23 protein-coding genes and 3 pseudogenes are annotated in these 23,511 nt (G+C 71.1%); 7 read left to right on the top strand and 19 right to left on the bottom strand.

Annotated features, from left to right (window positions below):
• Nucleotides 1-43 precede the first annotated feature (43 nt).
• Together ACHMXE_RS28445 and flgL are read right to left on the bottom strand one after the other, a co-directional pair.
• Entirely contained in the window at nucleotides 44-1,276 is a 1,233-nt protein-coding gene (locus ACHMXE_RS28445; protein ID WP_395347556.1) for an HDOD domain-containing protein, read from the bottom strand.
• A 44-nt stretch (nucleotides 1,277-1,320) separates the two neighbouring features.
• Nucleotides 1,321-2,256 (bottom strand): flagellar hook-associated protein FlgL, encoded by a 936-nt coding sequence (gene flgL, locus ACHMXE_RS28440; RefSeq protein WP_395347555.1) that lies wholly within the window; start codon nucleotides 2,254-2,256, stop codon nucleotides 1,321-1,323.
• Between the two features lie 47 nt (nucleotides 2,257-2,303).
• On the opposite strand from flgL, the gene ACHMXE_RS28435 reads away from it, so the two are divergent.
• On the top strand, nucleotides 2,304-2,492 hold the full coding sequence (locus ACHMXE_RS28435) for a hypothetical protein (RefSeq protein WP_395347554.1): 189 nt from the start codon (nucleotides 2,304-2,306) through the stop codon (nucleotides 2,490-2,492).
• A 51-nt stretch (nucleotides 2,493-2,543) separates the two neighbouring features.
• Here ACHMXE_RS28435 and flgK read toward each other — a convergent pair whose 3' ends face one another.
• From flgK to flgB, 10 genes and pseudogenes are all read right to left on the bottom strand, one after another.
• On the bottom strand, nucleotides 2,544-4,427 hold the full coding sequence (gene flgK / locus ACHMXE_RS28430) for a flagellar hook-associated protein FlgK (RefSeq protein WP_395347553.1): 1,884 nt from the start codon (nucleotides 4,425-4,427) through the stop codon (nucleotides 2,544-2,546).
• A gap of 21 nt (nucleotides 4,428-4,448) precedes the next feature.
• Nucleotides 4,449-5,302: pseudogene (flgJ, locus tag ACHMXE_RS28425) on the bottom strand (flagellar assembly peptidoglycan hydrolase FlgJ).
• Between the two features lie 5 nt (nucleotides 5,303-5,307).
• Nucleotides 5,308-6,459: a flagellar basal body P-ring protein FlgI gene (locus ACHMXE_RS28420; protein ID WP_203205893.1), complete on the bottom strand. Its 1,152-nt coding sequence runs from the start codon at nucleotides 6,457-6,459 to the stop codon at nucleotides 5,308-5,310.
• Between the two features lie 14 nt (nucleotides 6,460-6,473).
• A complete protein-coding gene (locus ACHMXE_RS28415; RefSeq protein WP_395347552.1) occupies nucleotides 6,474-7,166 on the bottom strand; it encodes a flagellar basal body L-ring protein FlgH in 693 nt (230 codons plus the stop codon).
• A complete protein-coding gene (gene flgG, locus ACHMXE_RS28410; RefSeq protein ID WP_395347550.1) occupies nucleotides 7,163-7,948 on the bottom strand; it encodes a flagellar basal-body rod protein FlgG in 786 nt (261 codons plus the stop codon). Before flgG ends, ACHMXE_RS28415 begins: the two co-directional genes overlap by 4 nt.
• Before the next feature lie 31 nt (nucleotides 7,949-7,979).
• Nucleotides 7,980-8,721 (bottom strand): annotated as a pseudogene (gene flgF / locus ACHMXE_RS28405) (flagellar basal-body rod protein FlgF).
• Nucleotides 8,722-8,747: 26 nt separating this feature from the next.
• Nucleotides 8,748-9,965 (bottom strand): flagellar hook protein FlgE, encoded by a 1,218-nt coding sequence (flgE, locus tag ACHMXE_RS28400; RefSeq protein WP_395347549.1) that lies wholly within the window; start codon nucleotides 9,963-9,965, stop codon nucleotides 8,748-8,750.
• 38 nt (nucleotides 9,966-10,003) lie between these two features.
• Nucleotides 10,004-10,681 (bottom strand): flagellar hook assembly protein FlgD, encoded by a 678-nt coding sequence (locus ACHMXE_RS28395; protein ID WP_395347548.1) that lies wholly within the window; start codon nucleotides 10,679-10,681, stop codon nucleotides 10,004-10,006.
• A gap of 40 nt (nucleotides 10,682-10,721) precedes the next feature.
• Complete coding sequence (gene flgC, locus ACHMXE_RS28390; protein ID WP_057595352.1) at nucleotides 10,722-11,126, bottom strand: flagellar basal body rod protein FlgC; 405 nt, start codon at nucleotides 11,124-11,126, stop codon at nucleotides 10,722-10,724.
• Nucleotides 11,127-11,129: 3 nt separating this feature from the next.
• Nucleotides 11,130-11,567: a flagellar basal body rod protein FlgB gene (flgB, locus tag ACHMXE_RS28385; protein ID WP_203205897.1), complete on the bottom strand. Its 438-nt coding sequence runs from the start codon at nucleotides 11,565-11,567 to the stop codon at nucleotides 11,130-11,132.
• 211 nt (nucleotides 11,568-11,778) lie between these two features.
• On the opposite strand from flgB, the gene flgA reads away from it, so the two are divergent.
• The 3 genes from flgA (at nucleotide 11,779) to ACHMXE_RS28370 (ending at nucleotide 13,343) form a co-directional block, all read left to right on the top strand.
• Nucleotides 11,779-12,519 carry a flagellar basal body P-ring formation chaperone FlgA gene (flgA, locus tag ACHMXE_RS28380; protein WP_395347547.1) on the top strand — a complete coding sequence of 247 codons (741 nt, stop codon included), beginning with the start codon at nucleotides 11,779-11,781 and terminating at the stop codon, nucleotides 12,517-12,519.
• A 97-nt stretch (nucleotides 12,520-12,616) separates the two neighbouring features.
• Nucleotides 12,617-12,925, top strand: a complete 309-nt coding sequence (gene flgM, locus ACHMXE_RS28375) for a flagellar biosynthesis anti-sigma factor FlgM (protein WP_209544937.1) — start codon at nucleotides 12,617-12,619, stop codon at nucleotides 12,923-12,925.
• 4 nt (nucleotides 12,926-12,929) lie between these two features.
• Nucleotides 12,930-13,343, top strand: coding sequence for a hypothetical protein (locus tag ACHMXE_RS28370; RefSeq protein ID WP_395347546.1), 414 nt, complete (start codon nucleotides 12,930-12,932; stop codon nucleotides 13,341-13,343).
• On the opposite strand, the gene ACHMXE_RS28365 is transcribed toward ACHMXE_RS28370, so the two are convergent.
• Both ACHMXE_RS28365 and ACHMXE_RS28360 read right to left on the bottom strand, forming a co-directional pair.
• Nucleotides 13,310-14,233, bottom strand: a complete 924-nt coding sequence (locus ACHMXE_RS28365; RefSeq protein ID WP_203205901.1) for an SdiA-regulated domain-containing protein — start codon at nucleotides 14,231-14,233, stop codon at nucleotides 13,310-13,312. The genes ACHMXE_RS28370 and ACHMXE_RS28365 overlap by 34 nt on opposite strands.
• A gap of 18 nt (nucleotides 14,234-14,251) precedes the next feature.
• Nucleotides 14,252-15,172: a LysR family transcriptional regulator gene (locus ACHMXE_RS28360; RefSeq protein ID WP_203205902.1), complete on the bottom strand. Its 921-nt coding sequence runs from the start codon at nucleotides 15,170-15,172 to the stop codon at nucleotides 14,252-14,254.
• 67 nt (nucleotides 15,173-15,239) lie between these two features.
• Between ACHMXE_RS28360 and pdxA the strand changes: the two genes are divergently transcribed.
• Both pdxA and ACHMXE_RS28350 read left to right on the top strand, forming a co-directional pair.
• The gene (pdxA, locus tag ACHMXE_RS28355; RefSeq protein ID WP_395347545.1) at nucleotides 15,240-16,277 is read left to right on the top strand and encodes a 4-hydroxythreonine-4-phosphate dehydrogenase PdxA; all 1,038 of its coding nucleotides are present in this window, start codon (nucleotides 15,240-15,242) and stop codon (nucleotides 16,275-16,277) included.
• Nucleotides 16,274-16,945, top strand: a complete 672-nt coding sequence (locus ACHMXE_RS28350; RefSeq protein WP_395347544.1) for a 4-hydroxythreonine-4-phosphate dehydrogenase — start codon at nucleotides 16,274-16,276, stop codon at nucleotides 16,943-16,945. The genes pdxA and ACHMXE_RS28350 overlap by 4 nt, the downstream gene beginning before the upstream one ends.
• A gap of 31 nt (nucleotides 16,946-16,976) precedes the next feature.
• On the opposite strand, the gene ACHMXE_RS28345 is transcribed toward ACHMXE_RS28350, so the two are convergent.
• Nucleotides 16,977-17,699 carry an RNA polymerase sigma factor FliA gene (locus tag ACHMXE_RS28345; protein ID WP_093341659.1) on the bottom strand — a complete coding sequence of 241 codons (723 nt, stop codon included), beginning with the start codon at nucleotides 17,697-17,699 and terminating at the stop codon, nucleotides 16,977-16,979.
• A gap of 52 nt (nucleotides 17,700-17,751) precedes the next feature.
• Nucleotides 17,752-18,444, bottom strand: a complete 693-nt coding sequence (locus ACHMXE_RS28340) for a hypothetical protein (RefSeq protein ID WP_395352843.1) — start codon at nucleotides 18,442-18,444, stop codon at nucleotides 17,752-17,754.
• A gap of 173 nt (nucleotides 18,445-18,617) precedes the next feature.
• Here ACHMXE_RS28340 and ACHMXE_RS28335 point away from each other — a divergent pair, with 173 nt between their 5' ends.
• On the top strand, nucleotides 18,618-18,863 hold the full coding sequence (locus ACHMXE_RS28335; protein ID WP_395347543.1) for a hypothetical protein: 246 nt from the start codon (nucleotides 18,618-18,620) through the stop codon (nucleotides 18,861-18,863).
• A 358-nt stretch (nucleotides 18,864-19,221) separates the two neighbouring features.
• On the opposite strand, the pseudogene flhA reads toward ACHMXE_RS28335, so the two are convergent.
• From flhA to motB, 3 genes and pseudogenes are all read right to left on the bottom strand, one after another.
• Nucleotides 19,222-21,295, bottom strand: a pseudogene (gene flhA / locus ACHMXE_RS28330) (flagellar biosynthesis protein FlhA).
• Complete coding sequence (locus tag ACHMXE_RS28325) at nucleotides 21,292-22,470, bottom strand: flagellar biosynthesis protein FlhB (protein WP_395347542.1); 1,179 nt, start codon at nucleotides 22,468-22,470, stop codon at nucleotides 21,292-21,294. The pseudogene flhA and the gene ACHMXE_RS28325 overlap by 4 nt, the downstream one beginning before the upstream one ends.
• Nucleotides 22,471-22,485: 15 nt before the next feature.
• Entirely contained in the window at nucleotides 22,486-23,505 is a 1,020-nt protein-coding gene (gene motB / locus ACHMXE_RS28320) for a flagellar motor protein MotB (protein WP_203205907.1), read from the bottom strand.
• Nucleotides 23,506-23,511 lie beyond the last annotated feature (6 nt).

Genomic DNA, 23,511 nt, shown 5'->3' with positions numbered 1-23,511 from the left:
GGGCAAAAAAAGAGGCGGCTCCTCCCAATGGAGGAGCCTCGGCCTAGAAGCCGCCCGCCGCGATCATCCGCAGCAGCGCGCGGTTGACTTCCTCGGCATCGACCGCATGCGTGCGGCGCAGGTTGCGCAGCGCGGTCGGGTTGCTCGATTCGAGCGCGATCGCGAGCTGCAGCGCCGGCGCGTACGGGCCGTTCTGCGCGATGGTCGCGGCCACGATGCGGTCGGTCAGCGGGATGCGGCCGAAGCTGGTGCGCAGCGGCTCGCCCATCACCAGGTCGAGCTGCGAGAACAGGCCGCACAGGTAGACCTCGCGCTTGAGGTCGTCCTCGATGCCGGCGTCCATCAGGTGCGCGACCAGGTGGCCGCGCATCGCCATCGAGGTGTTGAGCGGGCGCAGGTTGGCGTCCTCGCTGGCGGTCGGCAGCTGCTGCGACAGCCAGGTGCTCAGGCGCTGGAAGCCGATCATCATGAAGCCGTGGCGCAGCGAGGCCACGCGGTTCGGCAGCCCCAGGCCCGGCGAGTTCAGGTAGAGCATCAGCGCGTAGACCAGCGCGGCCTCGCGGCTCACGAACTGGTCGATGCGCTCGAGCGACTCCTCGGCGTCGATCGCGTTCATCACGCGCACGATGGCGCGCCGCGTCGGCGGCAGCGGCTGGCCGCCGTAGCCGTGCAGCACGTCCTCGCTGGGCCAGCCGGCCACGGCCCAGGCGTTCTGCTGGTCGAGCGCATGCTCGGCCAGCGCGCGGCTGGCCACGCCGTCGATCAGCGCCTCGGGGCGCACCGGGCTTTCGTCGCCGGGGTGCGCCATGCTGCGGTCGAACACCGTGGTGTCGCGCGTCACCTGCGCCAGGCGCAGCGCGTCCATCGCGTCCTCGGGCGCGAGCCGCAGCAGCCGGCGCTCGAACCACGGCGCGGCCTCGGCGTCGGGGATCTGGGTCGGCACGCCGCTGGCGACCATGCGCACGCCGCGCCGGGCGGCGGCGCGCACGGCGGGGCGCAGGCCGGCGTCCTGCATCCAGCCGAGCGGGATCTCGAGCATCGGCCCGGCCGCCTCGGCGTTGCTCGCGATGTCGCGCAGGAACTCGGGCGTCTGGATCGACAGCAGGAGCGTCGGCGAATCGGCGTTCCAGGTCTCGGCGAGGGTGCGCAGCAGGTGGCGCCCGTCGATGCGTTGGCGGTCCTCGTGGACGAAGAGCTGGACTCCCGCGAGTGCGCGCGGCCGGTTCCAGAACGGGCGGTAGCCGAGGGTCAGGCTGCCGAGTACCGATTGAGACATGAAGACGAGAAGGAGAGAACGAACGAAAGGGCGGTCACGCCGCCTCAGCCGATGAAGTTGAACAGCGACAGCTTCTGGATTTCGGCATAGGAGCCGAGGGCCGCGGAGTAGGCGGTCTGCTGGGTCTTGAAGTCGGACAGCGCCTGGATCGTGTCGAGGTCCTCGGCGCGCGAGCGGTCGGCCTCGAGCTGCAGGCTGCGCGAGGACTGGCGGTCGGAGATGCTGTCGACCTGATTCAGCAGGTCGCCCGCGCGGCCGCGCGAGGCCGACAGCCGCGCGCTCGCGGCATCGATCTGCACCAGCGACTGCGCCACGTTCTGCGCCAGCTGGCCGCTGCTGTTGTTGCCGTCCTTCACGCCCGCGATCGCCTGGTCGAGCACGCCGAACAGGCTGGTCTTGCCGCTGGGCGCGATGCTCAGCGCGTTGCCGTCGGCCGGCACGCCGCTGGCCGTGAGCGAGATCCCGGCGAACTCGATCGCCTGGCCCGCGGTGTAGGGCTGGCCCGACTTGAGCGTGGCCTGCGTCGTGGTGTCGATCACGTCGTAGGTGGTCACGCCGTTGGCGACGCTGAAGGCGACGCGGTAGCCGTGGCCGGTCAGCGCCGAGGGATCGACCACCTTGCCGGCGTCGCTGTAGACGTTGCGCGTGCCGGCCGCCTGGCTCACGGTGAACACGCCGTTGCCGGTGGGCACGTCCATCCAGGTGGCGTGGCCGTCGAGCATCGAGGGGATGGCGGTGTCGCTGGCCGCGCCGGCCTGGCCCGCGATGCCGTCGAAGCGCACGCCGCTGCCGTTGTCGACGAAGGGCGCCGCGGTGCTGCCCAGGCCGCCGAACAGCGACTGGCCGTTGCTGTCCTGCGCGTTGGCATAGCCGAGCAGTTGCCCGCGCAAAGTGGTCAGGCGCTGCGCGATGGTGGCGCGGTCGGCTGCCGACAGCGTGGCGTTGCCGGCGTTCACCACCAGCGTGCGGAACTCGGCCATGGCCGCGGTCGCGCTGCCCCAGGGTCGACTCGGCCGTCGAGACCGCGTTGCGCTGCAGCTCGAGCGCGCGCTGGTCGGTGCTGACGCGCGCCATGCGCGTGATGGCGCGTTCGGCCTGCGCCGCGCCGGTCGGGTCGTCGCTCGGGCGCAGCACCTTCTTGCTGGCGCTGAGCTGCTCCTGCAGCTTCGAGAGCTGGGACTGGCGCGTGGTGAGCTGGCGCACCGCGTTGTCGTAGGTGGTGGCGCTGGCGAGGCGGGTGGCTGTCATGGTTCTTCCTGTCTCCCGATCAGTTCATGTTCTGCAGCAGCGAATCGAAGATGCTCTGCGCGATCTGGATCATCTTGGACGAGGCCTGGTAGGCCTGCTGGTACTGCAGCAGCTTGGCGGCCTCCTCGTCGAGGTTCACGCCGGCCTGGCTGGTGCGGTCGGTCTCGAGCGAGGTGGCGATCGAGCTCGAGATCTCGGCCGCGTACTGCGCGCTCTGCGAGCGCACGCCGACCTGCGCCATCAGCGCGGCATAGCCGTCGGTCATGGCGGCGCCGTCGAACACCGTCTTGTCGCGCAGCGCCAGCAGCGCCTGCGCATTGCCGGCGTTGCTGCCGCCGTAGGCGGTGGTGGCGGCCTGGACGGTGATGGTGTCGCCGGCCTTGGGCGTGCCCGACAGCACGAGGGTCCAGCCGTTGTAGCTGATCGGCTGGCCCGCCACGTAGGGCACGCTGGTCGGGTTGCCGGTGCCGTTGCCCGACACGTCGAAGCCGCCCGCGCCGTTGAAGGTCAGCGTGACCGGCTGGTTGAGGTTGGCATTGGCCGAGGTCGCGGCCAGGCTGCCGACCGCCATGCCGCCGGTGTTGCCGGTGCCCACGCGCGCCTCGACCGGGCTGCCCGCGGCCAGCCCGCGCGCCGAGCGCAGCACGGTGGCCATGTCGCCGGCGGCCGAGGCATAGGGCTTGAGCACGAAGCTGTCGCCCTCGGCCGCGCTGCCCGACTTCAGGTCGAGCTTGAGCCCGTCGATCTCGATCGGCATCGGTCCCGCGAAGCTGGTGGTCTTGCCGTCCGACAGGCGCTGCACTTCGATGCTGCCGCCCGCGCCGAACTTGACCTGGTAGCTCGAGGCCGCGAGCGCCGAGGTGTTGGACACCGTGGCGCCGATCACCGCGTTGCCGGTGTTGCTCGCGGCGCCCATGGCATCGGGGATCGCGATCGGCTTGAAGAAATCGCCGCCGACCTTGCCGTCGAGGTCCACGCCGAGCCGGTGCTGGGCATTGATCTCGGTCGTCAAGGTGAGCGCCATGCGGCCCAGGCCGTCGCGCGCCTCGGCCAGGTCGCTGTTCTGGAAGCGCAGCAGGCCCGCGACCGCGCCGCCGCCCAGCGTGGCCTCGTCGATGGTGGTCGCGAGGCCGTTGCGCATCAGCGTCAGCTTGCTCTGGTTGGCGTCGTCGGTGCTCATCGCGACCTGCGCCGCCTTGTTGCCCAGCACCAGCGCCTGGCTGCCCACGAACACGCTGAGCGAGCCGTCGTCGGCCTGCACCGTGGTGGTCTGCACCTGCTGGTTGAGCTCGCGCAGCAGCTGGTCGCGCTGGTCGAGCAGGTCGTTCGGGCTCTGGCCGCCGCCGCTGGCGCGCGCGATCTGCTCGTTGAGCGTGGCCAGCCGCCCGGCCAGGCCGTTGATGCTGCGCACCGCGTCGCCGAGCTGCGAGTTCACGCCCTTCTGCAGGTCGTCGAGCCGGGTCTGGGCGTCGCGCATGCGCGCGGCCATCTCGTCGGCGCGCGTGATCACCACGTTGCGCGCCGTCACGTCGGTCGGCGCGCTCGCGATGTCGGAGAAGGCGTTGAGCAGGTCCGACACGGCCGCGCCCAGGCCGGTCTTGCCGCCCTTGAAGATGTCCTCGAGCGAGGACAGGCGCGCCGCGCGCGTCTCGTCCATGGCCTGCACCGACTGCGCGGCCGCGGCCTGGCGCGTGAGGAACTCGTTGTGGGCGCGCTCGATGGTCGTGACCTCGACGCCCTTGCCGATGTAGCCGCTGCCGGTGTATTGGCCCGCGACCTGGCCCATCACGGCGGTCTGGCGCGAATAGCCGACGGTGCTGGCGTTGGCGATGTTGTGGCCGGTGGTCGACAGCGCGACCTGGTTCGCGAGCAGGGCGCGGGCGCCGACGTTGAGCAGACTCATGGCGGGATCTTTCTCGGCGCTTCAGGTGCGCTGGATCTTCAGCGTGGTGTGGATCGCGCGGCTGAGCTTGGCCGCGTAGGCCGGGTCGGTGGCATAGCCGGCGCGGTGCAGTTCGCTCGCGTAGGCGCTGACCGAGCTCACGCTGGCGCGCGCCTTCTCGTAGCGCGGCGAGTTGCCGATCAGGCGCGCGTAGTCGCGGAACGACTCCTCGTAGGAGTCGTAGGCACGAAAACGCGCCGTCACCTTGCGCGGCTCGCCGCCGATGTATTCGGTGGTGGTCACGGCCACGGTGGGCCCGGTCCAGCTGCCGCCGGCCTTGATGCCGAACAGGTTGTGCGAGGGGCTGCCGTCGCGGTGGCGGATTTCGCTGCGGCCCCAGCCGGTCTCGTGGCCGGCCTGGCCGATCATGAAGCTGGCGGGAATGCCGGTCTCGCGCGACACGCGCTCGGCCGCGTCGTCGTGCTGCTCGACGAAGCTGCGCTGGTTGGCGGCCGGCTTGATGCGCGCGGCCTCGGCGCCCAGCGCGATGGTCGGCGCCTTGGCGGTGCCGCTCATCTGCTGCGTGAGCTGGCGCGTGATCGCGTCGGTGAGGCCGCCGGGCAGGCCCGAGAGCTGCACCGCGAACTGCTGGTCGAGCAGGTCGGTGCCGAGCTTCTCGCCGTCGCTGTCGAGCAGGCCGACTTCATGGTCGCCTCGCGCATGCTCTTGATCAGCTCGCGCATGAACAGCGACTCGAACTGCTTGGCCGCCTCGCGCACCGCCTTCGGGTCGTTGCCGTTGGCCGCGAGCTTGAGCGCGTCGAGCGAGCGCGCGTCGGCCGCCAGCCCCTGGCCGGTGGAAGGCGACATGGACATCGCGGACAGCGAGGTCTGCATCGACATCAGATCACCTCGAGTTCCGCGTTGAGCGCGCCCGAGGCCTTGATGGCCTGCAGGATCGCGAGCAGGTCCTGCGGCGTGGCGCCCAGCGAGTTGAGGGCGCGCACCACGTCCGACAGCAGCGGCGCGGCGGGCACCTGGATCATGGTGCCGGGCTCCTGCTTGATCTGGATCGAGGCCTGCTCGGCCACCACGGTGCGCCCGCCCGACAGCGGCGCGGGCTGGCTGATCACCGGCGCCGAGCTGATCGTGACCGACAGGTTGCCGTGCGCGATGGCGCAGGGGCCGAGCGTCACGGCCTGGTTCAGCACGATCGAGCCGGTGCGCGCATTGATCACCACCTTGGCCGCGGGCGTGCTGGCCTCGAGCGTGAGCTCCTCGAGCTCGGCGATGAAGTTCACGCGCGCATTGGCGTCGGTGGGCGCGCGCACCTGCACCGTGCGGCCGTCCATGGCGCGCGCGGTGCCGGTGCCGAGCCGGCGGTCGATGGCCTGGGCCACGCGGCGCGCGGTCTGGAAGTCGACCGCGTTGAGGTCGAGGTTCACGCTGTCGCCGTCGAGCAGCGGCGAGGGCACGCTGCGTTCCACCTGCGCGCCATTGGGCACGCGGCCCGCGCTCAGGTGGTTGATCTGCACCTTGCTGCCCGCGGCCGCGGCGCCGGCGCCGCCCACCACCATGTTGCCCTGCGCGAGCGCGTAGATCTCGCCGTCGGCGCCGCGCAGCGGCGTGGCGACCAGCGTGCCGCCCTTGAGCGACTTGGCATTGCCCATCGAGGAGACGTTGACGTCGAGCTGCTGGCCCGGCTGCGCGAAGGCCGGCAGCTGCGCGGTGACGATCACCGCCGCCACGTTCTTGAGCTGCAGCTGCGAGGCGCGGTTGTCGGGCAGCGTGATGCCCAGCTGCTGCAGGTAGTTCGCCACGCTCTGCGTGGTGTAGGGCATCTGCGTGGTCTGGTCGCCGGTGCCGTCGAGGCCGACCACCAGGCCGTAGCCTGTGAGCTGGTTGCTGCGCACGCCTTGCACGGCGGCGACTTCCTTGATGCGCAGCGCATGCGCCTGCTGGGCGGGGCCGAGCGCGAGCAGCAGCATGCCGAGCAGGCCGAAGGAGAGCGCGGCAACGCGGCGGCGCAGGCGGTGCTGGGACGTGAAGGACATGGCGTCGTGCATCCTCAGAACGGCAGCACGCTCATGAAGAAGCGGCCCAACCAGGGCATGACCTGCGATTCCTGCTGCGCGCCGCGGCCGCGCGACTCGATGCGCACGTTCGCCACCTGCGTCGACAGCACGTTGCTGCCGGCCTGGATCGAGCGCGGATCGATGGTGCCCGAGAAGCGCAGCACGTCCACGTTCTGGTTCACGCCGATCTGCTTCTCGCCGGTCACCACCAGGTGGCCGTTGGGCTGCACGTCGATCACCGTCGCCGTGATCGAGCCCTGGAAGGTGTTGGCGCTCTCGGTGCCGCCCTTGCCCGCGAAGTTGTGGGCCGACTCGGCATTGGCGCCGGCGCGGCCGAAGGAGTTGGCGGCGAAGAAGGGTAGCGCCGCGATGCTGGTGTCGATGCTGCTGGTCTTGCCGATGGTCGAGGTCGACTTCTGGCTCGCGCTCACGTTCTCGACGATCGAGATCGTCACCGTGTCGCCGATCATGCGCGCGCGCCGGTCCTCGAACAGCGGCCGGTAGCTCGCGCTGCGGAACAGGCTGCCCGTGGCCTGGCGCGGCACGGCCGCCATCGGCGAGGCGCTCACGGGCGGCGGCGCGGTCGAGGGCATCTCGACCTGCGGCGTGTTGGCCAGCGTGGTGCAGCCGCTGGCCACGACGACGGCGAGGGCGGCGAAGGCCGCGCGGAACAGGGAAAGTCTCACAGCTGCCCCAGCTTCTGCAGCATCTGGTCGCTGGTTTGAATGGCCTTCGAGTTCATCTCGTAGGCGCGCTGCGTCTGGATCATCGAGACCAGCTCCTGCACCACGTTCACGTTCGAGGTCTCGAGGAAGCCCTGCATCACCGTGCCCAGGCCGTTGGTGCCCGCGGTGCCGCCGTTGGGCTGGCCCGAGGCGGCGGTCTCGGCATAGAGGTTCTCGCCCAGCGGCTCGAGGCCGGCCGGATTGATGAAGTTGACGATCGCGAGCGAGCCGATGTTCTGCGGCGTGGCATTGCCCGACAGCGTGGCCGAGACCGTGCCGTCGCTCGAGATGCTGACGCTGGTCGCGGTGGCGGGCACCGTGATGCCGTTGGCCACCGGCAGGCCGGAGGAGGTGACCAGCCGGCCCTGCGCGTCGACCTGGAACGAGCCGTCGCGCGTGTAGCCGATGGTGCCGTCGGGCTGCGTGACCTGGAAGAAGCCATTGCCCTTGATCGCCAGGTCGAACTGGTTGTTGGTCTGCTGCATGCTGCCCTGCGAGAACGAGCCGGCTGGTGGGGCGACCGTGCGCACGCCCAGGCCCAGCTGCAGGCCGGTGGGCAGCTGCGACTGCTCGGTGCTGTTGGCGCCGACCTGGCGCAGGTTCTGGTACATCAGGTCCTCGAACACCGCGTTGGCGCGCTTGTAGCCCGTGGTCGAGACGTTGGCGAGGTTGTGCGAAATCACGTCCAGCTGGGTCTGCTGGGCTTCCATGCCGGTCTTGGAGATCCAGAGCGAATTGATCATGGCGAGGGTCTTTCTTCTCTTGCGGCGGGCATCAGCCCTGGACGTTGAGCAACTGCGCGGCCGACTTGTCGGAGTCCTGCGCGGACTGCAGCAGGCGCAGCTGGCTGTCGAACTGGCGCGCGGCGGCGATCATCCCGACCATGGTCTCGATCGGGTTCACGTTCGAGCCCTCGAGCGCGCCGGTCTCCACGCGCGCGGTCGCGTCCGATGGCAGCGGCTCCTGCGAGGCGGTGCGGAACAGGCCGTCCTCGCCGCGGCGCAGCGGGTCGTCGGCCGTGGGCGTGGCGAGCTTGAGGCGGCCCAGGGTGGAAGAGGGCTGGTCGCCGGTCTTGGCGCTGACCGTGCCGTCGCTGCCCACCGACAGCGTCGAGCCCGGCGGCACGTCGATCGGCGCGCCGCCGTCGGACAGAAGCGGCAGGCCCGAGCTGGTCATCAGCGTGCCTTCGGGCGAGACCTGGAAGGCGCCGGCGCGGGTGTAGGCCTCGGTGCCGTCGAGGCCCTGCACCGCGAACCAGCTGCGGCCCTGCGCCACCATGTCGAGCGCGCGGCCGGTGCGCTGGATCGCGCCGGGCTTGTCGTCGTGGCCCGAGGTGGCTTCCATCGCGAACACGCGCGTGCTGGCGCCGTCGCCGCGCAGCGGCACCGCGCGGAAGGTCGAGAGCTCGGCGCGAAAGCCCTGGGGTCGAGGCATTCGCCAGGTTGTTGGCGAGCACGCTCTGGCGCTGCGCCGCGGCGCTCGCGCCGCTCATGGCGGTGTAGATCAGGCGGTCCATCGCGCCGTCGCTCCCGGTGCGTTCGATCAGCGCAGGTTGATCAGCGTGGACATGACCTGGTCCTGCGTCTTGATGGTCTGCGCATTGGCCTGGTAGGCGCGCTGCGTGCTCATCATGTTGACCAGCTCGGCCGTGAGGTCGACGTTCGATTCCTCCAGCGCGCCCGAGCGCAGCTGGCCGAAGGTGCCTTCGCCGGGCGCGCCGCGCACCGGCTGGCCCGAGGACGCGGTCTCGACCCAGTAGCCCGAGCCGCTGGGCGCCAGGCCCTGGGCATTGCGGAAGCTCACCAGCGCGACTTGGCCCGCGGCCTGGGTCTGGCCGTTCGAGTAGGTGGCGGTGATGACGCCGGTGTCCTCGATCTTGATGCCGGTGAGCTGGCCGGCGGTGTAGCCGTCCTGCGTCAGGTCCGACACCGCGAAGCGCGCGTTGACCTGGGTCATGTTGCCGAGGTCGAGCGAGGCGGTGAAGGTGCGCGTCGGGTCGTTGGGCGAGGACAGCGTGATCGCCGGCACCGTCGAGGTGGTGGTGTTGAGGCTGCCGTCGGCGTTGAAGTTGAGCTGGAACGGCGTGGAGGCGGCGGGGTCGCTGCCGTTGACGCTGGTGTAGACGTTCCAGCTGTTGTTGGCGGCCTTCTGGAAGTACAGGCCGACCGGCACCTCGAGGCCCTGGGCGTCGTAGGCGGTCAGCGAGGTGCCGTAGGTGCGGATCGGCGTCGGCGGCGTGGCGGTGGAAGCCACCACGGCGCTGGCGTCGAGCGTGATCTCGGCCGCCATCTTGGTGGTCTGCTTCGCCGGAATGGGCGCGCCGGTGGGCAGCTTCAGCGGGATCGCGTCGTAGCTCTGGCGCACGCCGTTGGCGTCGGTGGCATAGCCCATCACCTGCGCGCCGCTGTTGGTGATGATGTTGCCCTGCTTGTCCTGCTCGAAGTTGCCGGCGCGGGTGTAGGCGGTGGAGCCGTCGGGCGCCTTCACCTGGAAGAAGCCGCCGCCGTTGATGGCCACGTCGAGGTCGTTGCCGGTGATCGACAGCGAGCCCTGCGAGAACTGCTGCGAGACGTCGGCCACGCCCACGCCCAGGCCCACGTTGGTGCCGCCGATGGCGCCGGCCGAGCTGGCGTAGATCTCGGCGAACTCGGCGCGCGAGGACTTCATGCCGGTGGTGCCCGCGTTGGCGATGTTGTGGCCGATCACGTCGAGGCTGCGGCTGGCGGCGTTGAGACCCGAGAGTGCCTGTTGAAAGCTCATGGAGTGGCTCCTGTGTGCTGGATGGGAAGGGGTGTCTGTCAGAGAACGGCGTGCACGTTGGCGTAGGGCGTCTTGCCCGCGGTCAGCAGCGTGAGCGTGAGGCCGCCGCTGGCGTCGCTGCCCACGGCCACCACCTTGTCGCGCATCAGCGCCACGGCATCGACCTTCTCGCTGCCGTTGGTGGCGATGACCTTGAACTGCAGCGGCGTGTCGGCCGGGTACTTGGAGGAATCGAGCGTGAAGCCGTGCTGGCCCGCGTCGAGCTCGCCGAGCGAGACGGTGTCGATGATCTGGCCGCCGGCCGTGGTGACCTGGATCTTCACGTTGCTGGCCTTGGCCGGCAGCTCGATCGCACCGACCGCGGTCTTGGCCGTGGTGTCGAAGGCCAGCTGGTTGCCCTCGGTCAGCACGCCATGGCCCACCAGGTTGCCGGCCTGCAGCACCTGCATGGCCGACATCTGGGTGTTCATGTTCTTCATCGTGTCGTTGAGCTGCTGGATGCCCGTGACCGTGTTGATCTGCGCGATCTGCGAGGTCATCTGCGCGTTGTCCATCGGATTCATCGGATCCTGGTTCGCGAGCTGGGCGACCAGCAGCTTGAGGAAGCGGTCCTGCGCCTCGGCGGTGCCGCTGGCGGAGATCGACTTGCTGTCCGCGCTCGAGCTCGGCACGTAGGTGGTGCCGGTGAGGTTGGAGGTGGCGGCGGTGGAGGTCATGCGCGGGCGTCCGGAAGAAGGATGTGCGGAGGGGTGGCGATCACTGGCCGATCTGCAGCGTCTTGAGCAGCAGGTTCTTGGCCGTGTTCATCACCTCGACGTTGTTCTGGTAGGAGCGCGAGGCCGAGATCATGTTGACCATCTCCTCCACCGCGTTCACGTTCGAATGGGTCACGTAGCCCTGGGCGTCGGCCATCGGGTTGGCGGGCTCGTGCACCTTGCGACCGGGCGTCTGGTTCTCGGTCACCGAGTCCACGCGCACGCCGGCGCCGGTCTCGCCGTCGAGCGCCACGGTCTGGAACACCACCTGGCGCGCCTTGTAGGGCTGGCCGTCGGGGCCGGCCACCGCGTCGGCATTGGCCAGGTTGCTGGCCACCACGTTCAGGCGCTGCGACTGCGCGCTGACCGCGCTGCCGGAGATGCCGAAGATCGAGAACATCGACATGGCTTATTGCCCCTGGATGGCCGCGAGCAGCGTCTTGCCCTGGCCGTTGATGAAGCGCAGCGTGGCCTCGTAGCGCACCGCGTTGTCGGCGAAGGCGGCGCGCTCGCGGTCGAGATCGACGCTGTTGCCGTCGAGCGAGGGCTGGGTCTGGACCGCGTAACCACCAGTGGCGCCACTGGCGCCGCTGCCGCCGGTTCCGCCGCCCGAGGTCAGCGGGATGTGGCGCGCGTCGGTGCGCCCATCGGCGCTGGCACCCGAGGCGGCGCGCGGCGTGCCGCCGCCCGTGGCCTCGCGCATCGCGTCGGCGAAGCTGAAGTCGCGCGCCGCGTAGCCGGGCGTGTCGGCGTTGGCGATGTTGCTCGCGATGTCGCGCTGGCGGTCGGCACGCAGCACCAGCGCTTTCGCCTGGAAATCCAGTGAGTTCGTCAGTTTGTCGAGCATGGGCCAGGGTCCTCGCGAAGGGTGTGGGCGTGAGCGCCCGTGCGGAAATTGTGGGAGCCGCGCCGATTTCGGAAGCGCGGATGAAAGGCGGCTTTTTCGGCCTTATCGCGGCTTTGGGGTCGGGGCGGACTGCCTACAGTGCGGGTCGCGCTGCGGTGGGCCGAGGCACGCGCGTTCCGCATTTCCGTCCCTGCACACCCCGGAGGAGCCCATGGCCATCCCCGCATTCCATCTCGCCGCCGGCGCGCTGCTGCTCGCCGCCTGCACCGCCTTCAGCGCCTTCGCCCAGCAGGCGCCGTCCGAAGGCGCCGAAGCCGGCGAGGCCTTCGCCGCCAGCACCCGCCAGTGGCTCGACGACGCCGTGGCCCAGGCCCAGTCGGCCAATCCCGCGCCGCTGCGCATGGAGGTCGCCATCGGCGCGCTCGACAACCGGCTGCGCCTGGCACCCTGCAGCCGCGTCGAGCCCTACATCCCGACCGGCCTGCGCCTGTGGGGCCGCACCCGGCTCGGACTGCGCTGCGTCGAGGGCGGCGCGCGCTGGAACGTCTTCCTGCCGGTCACCATCAAGGCCTTCGGCCCGGCCTGGGTGCTGCGCGACAACGTGCTGCCCGGCACCGTGCTGAGCGCGGCCGACGCGGTCGAGGCCGAGGCCGACTGGGCCGCCGAGCCCTCGCCGGTGATGGCCGATGCCGCCCAGTGGGTGGGGCAGGTCGCCTCGCGCTCGCTGCAGGCCGGCCAGCCGCTGCGCCAGTCGATGGTGAAGCCGGCCCAGGCTTTCGCCGCCGGCACCCAGGTGCGCGTGGTGGCCCAGGGCCAGGGTTTCGAGATCGCCACCGAGGCCCAGGCGCTGACGCCGGGCGTGGTCGGCCAGATGGTGCGCATCCGCATGGAAAATGGCCGCATCACCACCGGCGTGGTGCAGGATCCGCGCACCGTGCGCCTGTCGATGTGAGCGGCGCGGCGCAAAAAACTTCGAAAAAGTCCTCAAGTCCGTCGAACGGCGGTCGAAATCCTGGGGACGAAGCCCCCGCCCGGGGCCAGGAGCCGCCATGAAGATCAACCCGTTGCAAGATCCCGCCGTCGCGGCCGCCACCGGCGTGACCGCGGCCGCGAAGACCGGCCGGGGCGCCACGCCCGCGGTGGCCGATGCCGGCGACGCCACCGGCACGCCGGTCAGCGTGTCGGCCTCGGCCCGCACGCTGGAGGCCGCCGCCACGGCCGGCAACGGCATCGACGAGGCGAAGGTGGCGGCGGTGCGCGCCGCCATCGCCAACGGCAGCTTCAAGGTCGATTCCGGCGCCATCGCCGACAAGCTCCTGGCCAACGCCCAGGAATTCCTGAGCCGCGCAAGGAACTGATGCCATGCCCGATACCCGTGCTTCCGCCGAGATGCTGCTGAGCGAAGTCGAGGACCAGCTCGACCTGGTCGATGCCGGCCTGCGCCGCGCCGAGCCCTCGGACCTGCTGCAGGCCAGCGGCGAGCTGCGCCGCTGCGCCACCGGTTTCGCGCGCGCCCTCGAGGCCGCGCTGTCGGCCGAGGCGCTCGACGCCGAATTCCGCCGCCGCGTCGAGGCCGTGGCCCAGCGGCTGTCGAACCAGCGCGACAGCGTCGCGCGTCGCACCGTCATCGTCGACCGCAGCCTGGCCTCGCTGCTTGGGCCGCGCCCGACGCCACCTACACCATGCCCGGCGAGCGCAGGGTGTTCGCGGGGCTGCGCTCGGCCTCGATGCCGGCGCACTGACTACGACGGCTTCGGCACGCGCTCGAAGCGGTAGAACAGATTGGGTTCCGACAGCAGGTAGAGCCGCCCGTCGGGACCGACCGCCACGCCCTCGGGCTGCGGCACCTTGCGCCGCAGGCCGCCGAAGCCGCGCCACAGCGGCAGCATGCTGACCGGGCGCCCGTCGCTCGCGTACTCCACCACCAGCGCCGACTCGTCGCTCAGCAGCAGCAGGTGGCCGGTCGGGTCGTGCAGCGTGACCGAGGACAGGTCGCTCATGAACAGCGAGCCCGCACGCGAGGACTTCCATTCGCTGATGTCGATGTTGAAGCCGCTCGCGGAGGGCGTGTCGGGATCGAGCCCGGTCACCATCAGCACGCGCATCGGCAGCTTCTCGCGCACCACGTACAGCCGCTTGTGCACGCCGTCCCAGGAGATGCCCTCGAAGCTGCTGTTGTGCAGCCGGTCGATGCCGATGCCCAGGCTCGGCCGGCCGGCCACCGACACCCGCTGGGTGTCGCGCCCGATCCGCACCCAGTACATGCGGTGGCTGTCCTCGTCGGAGATCACGTAGCTCTCGCCCTGCACGTAGGTGATGCCCTCGGGGTCCTTCACGCCCTCGAGCCCGATCACGCGCAGCAGCCGGCCCTCGGTGTCGAGCTCGGCAATCTGCGGCGGGCGGTTGATGACCGTGAAGAGGGTGCCGGTCTCGGTGTTGAAGGTCAGGCCCGAGGCGTTGCGCGTCAGGCCCTGGATCGGCAGGCCCTCGACCGCCACCCGGTAGTCCGGCAGCCACAGCGACTTGCCGGCCCATTGCGCGGCGCCCAGCGTGGTGCCGAGCCAGTAGTAGCCGAGCGCGAGCACCTTGAAGTACCAGGCGAAGGCCACGGCGAATGCGAGCACGAGGGCCAGGAACAGGGTCTTGCGGGAGCGGGCGCGGATCATGCGGGCGCAGTCTAGCGTTCAGACCACCGAGAGCAGCCACTCGAGCAACTGGCGCTGCCGGCCCGAGGCCGGCGTCTGCGGCGACAGCAGGAAGTAGCCCGAGCCGTCCGCGACGAAACCCAGCGGCGCCGCCAGCACGCCGCTCGCGAGGTCGTCGCAGACCAGGTGCCAGGGCCCGATCGCCACCCCGAGCCCGGCGACCGCCGCCTGCAGGCTGAAATAGAAATGCTCGAAGACCTGTTCCCTGCCGCCGGTGTCGGTCGAGGCGCCCCGCAGCTGCGTCCACGACGGCCAGGCCTGCGGCCGCGTGCGCGTGTGCAGCCGCACCGCGTCGCTGCGCAGCGACGGACTCGCGCCGGCGTTGTCGAAGAAATCGCCGATCCGGTGCGGGCTGCACACGGGCCCGATCTTCTCCTCGAACAGCGGCTGCGCCTGCACGCTCGCGGGCCATTCGAAGTCGTTGCGGCGGATCGCGAGGTCGATGCCGCCGTCGAAGGAGAGTGGCCCGCCGCCCGCCACCAGGTGCACCGCGGCCTCGGGATGGCGCGCCTGGAAATCGGGCCAGCGCGGAATCAGCCAGCGCATCAGCAGGGTCGGCTCGCACGACAGCACCAGCGGTGCCTCGCGCGCCGAGCGCCGCAGCGCGCGCGTCGCGTCCTCGATCAGGCCGAAGCCCTCGTCCACCGCGCGCTGCAGCCGGCGCCCGGCCTCGGTGAGGAAGACGCCGCGGTTGCGCCGTTCGAACAGCGCCAGGCCCAGGTCGTCCTCGAGCATGCGTACGGCGCGACTGACCGCGCCATGGGTCAGGTGCAGGTTGTCGGCCGCCTGGCTGAAGTTCTGGGTCCGGGCCGCGGCCGCGAAGCAGCGCAGCGCCATCAGCGAGGGCAGGCGCGAGGGGTTCTTCTGTGAACCAGGCTCACCGTTGGTGTCAGCAATCATCGTTTGTCCGGGGGCGGGCATCTGCATAGATTAGAGCGTCCGGCCCCGCCGTCCTCGATATTCCCTCATGCAAGAACTGTCAGCCCAACTCACCCAGTCCGTGCCGCCCGAGCGGCTCGCGCTGACGATGGGCGATCCATCGGGCATCGGCCCCGAGATCGTTGCGCGCACCTTGCTGAATGCCGAGTGGGCCCGGCGCTGCGTGCTGATCGGCGATCCGCGCGTGATGCGCCGGGCCTTCGAGGCCCTGGGCGCGGGCGCGAGGCTGCGCGTGGCGGCGTCGATCGACGACATGGCGCACGAGGTGGGCATGGTGAACCTGCTGGCCGCGTCGCGGCTCGAGGCGCTGCCGCCCGTGGGCGCCGTGCATGCGGCCAGCGGCCGGGCCGCCTTCGAGGCGATCGCGGCCGCGATAGCCCTCGCGCAAGCGGGCCGCGTCGCGGGCATCGTCACCGCGCCGATCCACAAGGAAGCGCTGGCGGCCGCCGGCCTGCGCTATCCGGGCCACACCGAGATCCTGGCCGAGCGCACCGGCTGCAAGGTCGCGATGATGCTGGCCAACGACGAACTGCGCACCGTGCTCGTGACGGTCCATTGCGCGTTGCGCGAGGCCATCGAGCGCGCGGACTTCGCGGCGCAGATGTCGGCGATCCGGCTCGCGCACCAGGGCGCCCGGGCCTTCGGCATCGCGGCGCCGCGCATTGCGGTGGCCGGGCTCAATCCGCACGCGGGCGAGGGCGGGCTGTTCGGCGACGAGGAACAGCGCACCATCGCGCCCGCGATCGCCGCCGCGCGGCGCGAGGGCATCGATGCCAGCGGACCCTGGCCCGGCGACACGGTGTTCATGCAGGCGCGCCAGGGCCGCTTCGACGTGGTGGTGGCGCAGTACCACGACCAGGGGCTGATCCCGGTCAAGTACCTCGGGGTCGACCAGGGCGTGAACATCACGCTCGGCCTGCCGTTCGTGCGCACCAGCCCCGATCACGGCACCGCCTTCGACATCGCGGGGCGCGGCAGCGCCGACGCCGCCAGCTTCGGGGCCGCGCTCGACATGGCCGCGCGCCTGGCGGCCGCCAAACGAATCCCCGGAAAGGCCCGACCATGAGCGGCTTCGAATTCATCTTCATGCTCACGCGCCACGACCGTACCGTGGCCGACGCCGCGCGCCATGTGGCGACGGCGCTCGCGGCCGGCGTGCGCCACATCGGCTTCAAGGACATCGGGCTGCCGATGGCCGCGCTCGAGGGCCTGCACCGAAGCATCCGCGACCACGGCGCCTCGAGCTACCTCGAGGTGGTCTCGCTCGACCGCGACAGCGAGATCGCCTCGGTCGAGATGGCGTGCCGGCTCGGCGTCGACCACCTGCTCGGCGGCACGCATGTCGACGAGGTGCTGCCGCTGCTCGAGGGCACGGGCATCCGCTACTACCCGTTCGCGGGCCGGGTCTCGGGGCATCCGAGCGTGCTCGGCGGTTCCATCGAGCAGATCGTGGCCAGCGCCCGCGCGATCGCGAGCCGGCCCGGCGTGGCGGGGCTGGACCTGCTGGCCTACCGCGCCGCGCTCGACGTGCCGCGGCTGATGCGCGCGGTCTGTGAGGCCGCGGGCAAGCCGGTGATCGTGGCGGGGTCGATCGACACGCCGGAGCGCATCGCGGCGATCCGCGCCAGCGGCGCCGCGGGCTTCACGGTGGGCACGGCGGCGCTCGACGGGCGCTTTCCGGCGGCCGGCACGAGCCTCGAAAGCCAGCTCGCCGCGATCCTCGGCGCGCGATGAAAAAAGCACCGCGGCGCGGTGCCTGTGAGCGTCAGTGCGAGCGCATCTTCGCGCGCAACCGCGCGATCGACTGGCTGTGCAGTTGCGACACGCGCGACTCGGTCACGCCGAGCACGGCCGCGATCTCCTTGAGGTTCATGTCCTGCTCGTAGTACATGCCCATGATGTGGCGCTCGCGCTCGGGCAGGCTGTCGATGGCGCCCACCAGCGCCTGGCGCAGCCGCTGGTCCTTGAGCAGGCTCATCGGGTCGGCGTCGGCATCGGCCAGGTGGCGGTCGAGGAAGCCCGACTCGCCCTCGGCGTCGGTGCCGCCGCCCATGTCTTCCAGGTACACGAGCTGGGTGCCGCGCACGCGGCCCAGCAGGCTCTGGTAGTCGGCCAGCGGCATCTCGAGCGCGTCGGCGATCTCGGATTCGGCGGGCGCGCGGCCCAGCTTCTGCTCGAGCGCGCGCACCGCCTGCTCGATCTGCTTCTGGCTCTTGCGCGAGCCGCGCGAGAGCCAGTCGCCGTCGCGCAGCTCGTCGAGCATGGCGCCGCGGATGCGCTGGGTGGCGAAGGTCTCGAACTGCACGCCCTGGCTGGCCTCGTAGCGCGACAGCGCATCGGCCAGGCCGATCATGCCGACCTGGATCAGGTCGTCGAGCTCGACGTTGGGCGGCAGCTTGGCGATCATGTGATGCGCCAGCCGGCGCACCAGCGGCACGTGCTGGCGGATCAGCGCATCGCGGTCGAGCCGGCCCTTGGGCGTGTACATCTGGGAGAGCGGGGAAGCGGCCTGCATGTCGTGTCGGGGGCGGGTGCGCTCCTCAGAGTTCGCCCGCGCCGGGCGAGAAGAACAGCTCGAGGTCGGCCGGCTGCGGATCGAAGGGCGAGCGCTGCGCCGCGCGCATCGAGTCGCGCACCAGCTCGGCGGCCAGCGCCGGCTTCCAGTCCTGCGAGGTGCGCGGGCCATGGGCCACGCCGCGCAGCACCAGCTGGTGGCGGATCAGCGTGTCGAGCGCCGGGCCCAGCTTCACGGCCTCGTCGGTCTTGCTCAGCACGGCCTGGCGCGCGCCGCCGATCTTGAAGCTGGCGGCCATCTCGTCGAGCGTGTCGCCGTGCGCGCCGGCGTTGAGCACCATCAGGCGCGCGATGCCGGGCAGGTCGAGGAGGTCCAGCAGGTCGCGCCGGCGCGGATCGCGCGGCGCGAGGCCGGCGGTGTCGATCAGCACCATGCGCTTGCCGTGGAACAGCGCGAGCAGCTCCTGCAGCGCGGCACGGTCGTGCGCGAGATGCGCCACCACGCCCATGGCGCGGCCGTGGGCGCGCAGCTGTTCGTGCGCGCCCGCGCGGTGCATGTCGAGCGTGATCAGGCCGACGCTGGCCGGGCCATGCAGCCGCGCGCACTGGGCCGCGATCTTGGCGGCGGTGGTGGTCTTGCCGACGCCGGTGGCGCCGACCAGCGCATAGACGCCGCCTTCCTCGGCCAGCGTGGGCGCGGCGGGGTCGAGGCCGAGCATGCCTTCGAGCGCGGCCATCATGCGGCGCACCGCGCCGGCCGCGTCGTTGTCGAGCGCGATCGATTCGAGCACGTTCGCGCGCGAGCGCGGGCGAGTAGCCGGCGCGCAGCAGCTTGAGCATCAGGTTCGAATGCACCGGGTTCTGCCGCGCCGGGCCGAGCCAGGCGAGGGCGTTGAAGCGGCTCTCCATCAGCGTGCGCATGGCCTGCAGCTCGGCCATCAGCGCCTGTTGCGTTTCGCTCGCGGTGTCGATCGCGGGAGCGGGCGCGGCGATGGGGGCGGGGCGGGGCGTTTCGACGGTGGCGGGTGCGGCGGTGGGCGCGAAGGCCGCGCGGACCGGTGCGGCCAATGGCGCGGCGGGTGCGGGGGTCGGCGAGGCGGCCTCCTGCTGGCGCCGCAGCATGCGCTCGCGCACGTAGTCCTGGAACGACAGCGTGCTCATGCCGAGCTCGGCCACGTCGGCCTCGACGATGGCGCGCGATTCGGCGCTGGCGAGCGGGGCCGGCGCTGGTGCGGCGGGTTGCGGTTGCGCGATGGCCGGCGCGGGCGCGGGCACCGGCTTCGGCGGCGTCCACGCGGGCGCCGACAGCGTGCCTTGCGTGCCCTGCAGGATCGCGCGGCCGGCCTCGAGCGCGCTCAGGCTGTCCTCGGCCGCGGCCACCACTTCCACGCCGTCGTCGAGCTGGCGGTTCGAGAGGATCAGCGTGCCGTCGCCGAAGACATTGCGCGCCAGCGCCATCGCTTCGCGTGCGGTCGGTGCGGTGAAACGTTGGATGTTCATGCGGAGGCTCCTCGCAGGATCGGGCCGATGCGGGATCGTGTGGGTTTCAGGAATTTCGCTGTGGCCGAGCACCTGCATGCGCGGCGCGGCGCGGCGCACCATGCGCGCGATGGCGTTGCGGATCGCGTCGGGCACCAGCAGGCAGGCCGGCACGCCTTGCTCTTCCTGCTTGAGCGCGACCTCGGCGGCGGTGCGCGTGAAGATCTCGACCACGCCCGGATCGAGCGCGGGCGCCTGGGAATTGCCCAGGGCCTGCATCAGCAGGCGCTCGAAGGCCGGCTCGATGGCGATCACGTCGAGCTCCTTCACCGGGCCGTAGATCTGCTGCACGATGGCCGGCGCCAGCGCCACGCGCACGCGGCGCGCGAGTTCGGCCGGGTCGGTGGTGCTGCCGGCATGCTCGGCCAGCGTCTCGACGATGGTGCGGATGTCGCGGATGTGCACCGACTCTTCCAGCAGCAGTTGCAGCACCTTCTGGAACGTGGACAGCGGCACCAGCTTGGGCACGACTTCCTCGATCAGCTTGGGCGCCAGTTTGTTCACGTGTTCGACCAGTTGTTGGGTTTCGGTGCGGCTGAGCAGCCGCGCGGCCTGCACCTGCATCAAATGTGACAGGTGGGTGGCCATCACGGTCTCCGAATCAACGACGGTGAAACCGCTCATTTGCGCGGCTTCCCGCTGCCGTTCCTCGATCCAGTGCGCGGGCAGGCCGAAGGCCGGGTCGGTGGTGGGCGTGCCGATCAGCGGGGTGGTGATGCCGCCCGGATTGATCGCCAGGTACATGCCCGGATGGGCCTCGCCCTCGGCCACCACCACGCCGCGCAGGGTGACGCGGTAGCTGCTGGGCTTGAGCTCGAGGTTGTCGCGCACGTGCACCGCGGGCGGCAGGAAGCCCACCTCCTGCGCGAACTTGCGGCGCACGCCCTTGATGCGCGTGAGCAGGTCGCCCTGGCGGCTCTTGTCGACCAGCGCGATCAGGCGGTAGCCGAGCTCCAGGCCCAGCAGGTCCACCGGCTGCAGATCGTCCCAGCTGGCCTCGGCATCGGGCGCGGGCGGTGCCGGCGGCGCGGGCGCGGCCGGCGGCGGGCGGCGCGACAGCCGCCAGGCGCCCCAGGCCAGCAGCGAGGCGATCGAGAGGAACACCACGTGCGGCATGCCCGGGATCACGCCCAGCAGGCCCAGGATGCCGGCGGTGAGGCCCAGCACGCGCGGCGAGGTCAGCAGCTGGTCGACGATCTGGCGGCCCACGTCCTCCTCGCGGCCCACGCGCGAGATCACCATCGCCGCGGCGACCGAGATCAGCAGGCCCGGCACCTGCGCCACCAGCGCGTCGCCGACCGCGAGCAGCACGTAGGTGTCGGCCGCCTTGCCGGCCGACAGGCCGTGCTGCAGCACGCCGATGGCGAAGCCGCCGACGATGCTGATGACCAGGATCAGGATGCCGGCGATCGCATCGCCGCGCACGAACTTGGAGGCGCCGTCCATCGAGCCGAAGAAGTTCGCTTCCTCGGCCACCTCGGCGCGGCGGCGGCGGGCCTCCTTCTCGTCGATCACGCCGGCGTTGAGGTCGGCGTCGACCGCCATCTGCTTGCCGGGCATGGCGTCGAGCGTGAAGCGCGCCGACACCTCGGCGATGCGCTCGGCGCCCTTGGTCACCACCACGAAGTTGATCACCACCAGGATCGCGAACACGATCAGGCCGACCGCGAAGTTGCCGCCGATCAGGAAGTGGCCGAAGGACTCGATCACCGCGCCCGCGGCGCCCGGGCCGGTGTGGCCTTCGAGCAGCACCACGCGCGTGGAGGCCACGTTGAGCGACAGCCGCATCAGCGTGGTCAAGAGCAGCACCGAGGGAAAGGCCGCGAAGTCGAGCGGGCGCACCATGTAGGCCGCCACCATCATCACCATCAGCGCGACCGCGATGTTGAGCGTGAAGAAGCCGTCGAGCAGCCAGGGCGGGATCGGCAGCACCATCAGCGCGAGGATGGCCACCACCAGCAGCGGCGCGGCCGCGCGCTGGAACATGCCGCCGCGCTCGCCGAGCCACTGGCGCAGGGCGAGCGGGTTCATGGGCGCACTCCGGCGACGGGTTCGGCGGCGGTCGTCGCCGCCGGCTTGCGGTGCGGATCGAGCTCGGGCGCCACGTAGGGATCGGGCACGCCCTGCGGCATCGGGCCCTCGCCGCGCAGCGCGGCCTTCATGCGGTAGACGTAGGCCAGCACCTGGGCCACGGCGGTGAACAGGCTCGAGGGAATGGGCTGGTCGATCTCGGCATGGGCGAACAGCGCGCGCGCGAGCATCGGCGACTGCACCACCGGGATGCCGTTGGCGTTGGCGATCTCGCGGATCTTCATCGCGAGCAGGTCGACGCCCTTGGCCACCACCTGCGGCGCGTTCATGGTGGCCTCGTCGTAGCGCAGCGCCACCGCGTAGTGGGTCGGGTTCATCAGCACGAAGTCGGCGCGCGGCACCGCGGTGATGCTGGCGCGCTGCGAGATCGCGCGCGCCGCGCTGCGCTGCCTGCCCTTGGTATGCGGGTCGCCGTCGGATTCCTTGTGCTCCTGCTTGAGCTCCTGGTGCGACATCTTGAGCTTCGACAGGTGGAAGAAGCGCTGCAGCGGCACGTCGATCACCGCGGTGGCGAACACCACCAGCAGCAGCAGGCCCACGCCGGTGGCGAGCCAGTCGCCGAGCGCGCGCAGCGCCGAGGGGGAGGGCTGCAGCACCACGCGCACCACCTCGCCGATCGAGCCGGCGACGTAGTACCAGCCGATCGCGCCGAGGATGGCCGACAGCAGCACCAGCTTGGCCACCTGCGCCACCTGCTGGCGCGTGAACAGGTTGCCCAGGCCCTTGAACGGGCTCAGGCGCGAGAGGTCGGGCGTGATCGCCTTGGTGCTCGAGACCCAGCCGCCGACCGCGAGGCTGCCCGCGACCGCCGCGCTCAGCACGATGGCGGCGAACACCACGCAGGCCACCAGGCCCAGGCCGGCGAAGGTCGACAGCCGCGACAGCATGTCGGCCGGGTCCTGCACGCTGGCCGCGTTGAAGACCAGCGCCTGCGCGAGCGTGCCGCGCATCTGCTCGAAGGCGGTGGGCGCGAGCAGCAGCAGCGCGACCGCGCCGGTGCCCATCACCGCGAGGTGCGACAGGTCCTTCGAGCGCGGCACCTGGCCGTCGCGGCGCGCCTGGTCGATCTTGCGCTGCGAGGCGGGGAGCTGGCGGTCCTGGCTGTTCGATTCCATGGCGGTGGCGCTCGCTCAGGGCTGGGCGCGGCCCGGGGTGGCGGCGGGTGCCGCGCCGGCGGGAGCGGCCGGCGCATCGGCGCCCTCGGGCTTCTTCTGCTCCCTGGCGAGCTCGGTGGCGATGGCCTTCACCGCGTCGTTGCCCTCGAGGCGCGCGTTGCCGAACAGGCGCGACTCGGCGTCGCGCGTGAGCACCACGATGCTGATGCGGCGGTTCAGCGGCGCCAGCGCGTTCTTCTTGTCGAGCAGGTCGCTCGCGGCCAGGCCGACCACGCGCACCAGCTTGTCGTCGGGCATGCCGGCGGCCACCAGCTCGCGGCGCGAGGCATTGGCGCGGTCGGCCGACAGCTCCCAGTTGCCGTAGCCGCGGTCGCCGTTGCCGTAGGGCGCGGCATCGGTGTGGCCGGCCAGGCTCACGCGGTTCTCGATGCCGTTGAGCGCGCCGCCCACCGCGCGCAGGATGTCGTGCATGTAGGGCTTCACGATCGCGCTGCCGGTGTCGAACATCGGGCGGTTCTGCGCGTCGACGATCTGGATCTCGAGGCCGTCGGAGGTCACCTCGAGCTTGATCTGCGAGCGGAATTCGCGCAGCTTGGGGTTGCTCTCGATCATCTCCTCGATGCGCGCGCGCAGGGCCGCCATGCGGCGCGCGTCCTGGCGCGCCTGCTCGAGCTTGAGGCTGTTGTCCTGGCCGATCTTCTTCGGGTCCATGGTGCTGCCGTCGGTGCGGCGCACCTCGCCGGTGGTGCGCGTGAGGTCGCGCCCGCCGCCGGGCACCACGCTCGAGGCGCTGCCCGCGCCCGAGCCGCCGGCCATCTCGACCTTCATCGGCGAGTTGAAGTAGGAGGCGATGCCCTGCAGGTCGCCCTTGGCGGTCGAGCCCAGCAGCCACATCAGGAGGAAGAAGGCCATCATGGCCGTCACGAAGTCGGCGTAGGCGATCTTCCAGGCGCCGCCGTGGTGCGCATGCGTGGTCTTCTTGACCCGCTTGATGATGATCGGCTGGAGCTTGCGGGTCCCGGGCGTGGTGGCCATGGCGTT

The sequence above is a fragment of the Variovorax sp. UC122_21 genome, assembly GCF_044056785.1.
Taxonomy (GTDB): domain Bacteria; phylum Pseudomonadota; class Gammaproteobacteria; order Burkholderiales; family Burkholderiaceae_C; genus Variovorax.
This window is presented reverse-complemented; position numbering and strand designations above follow the sequence as displayed.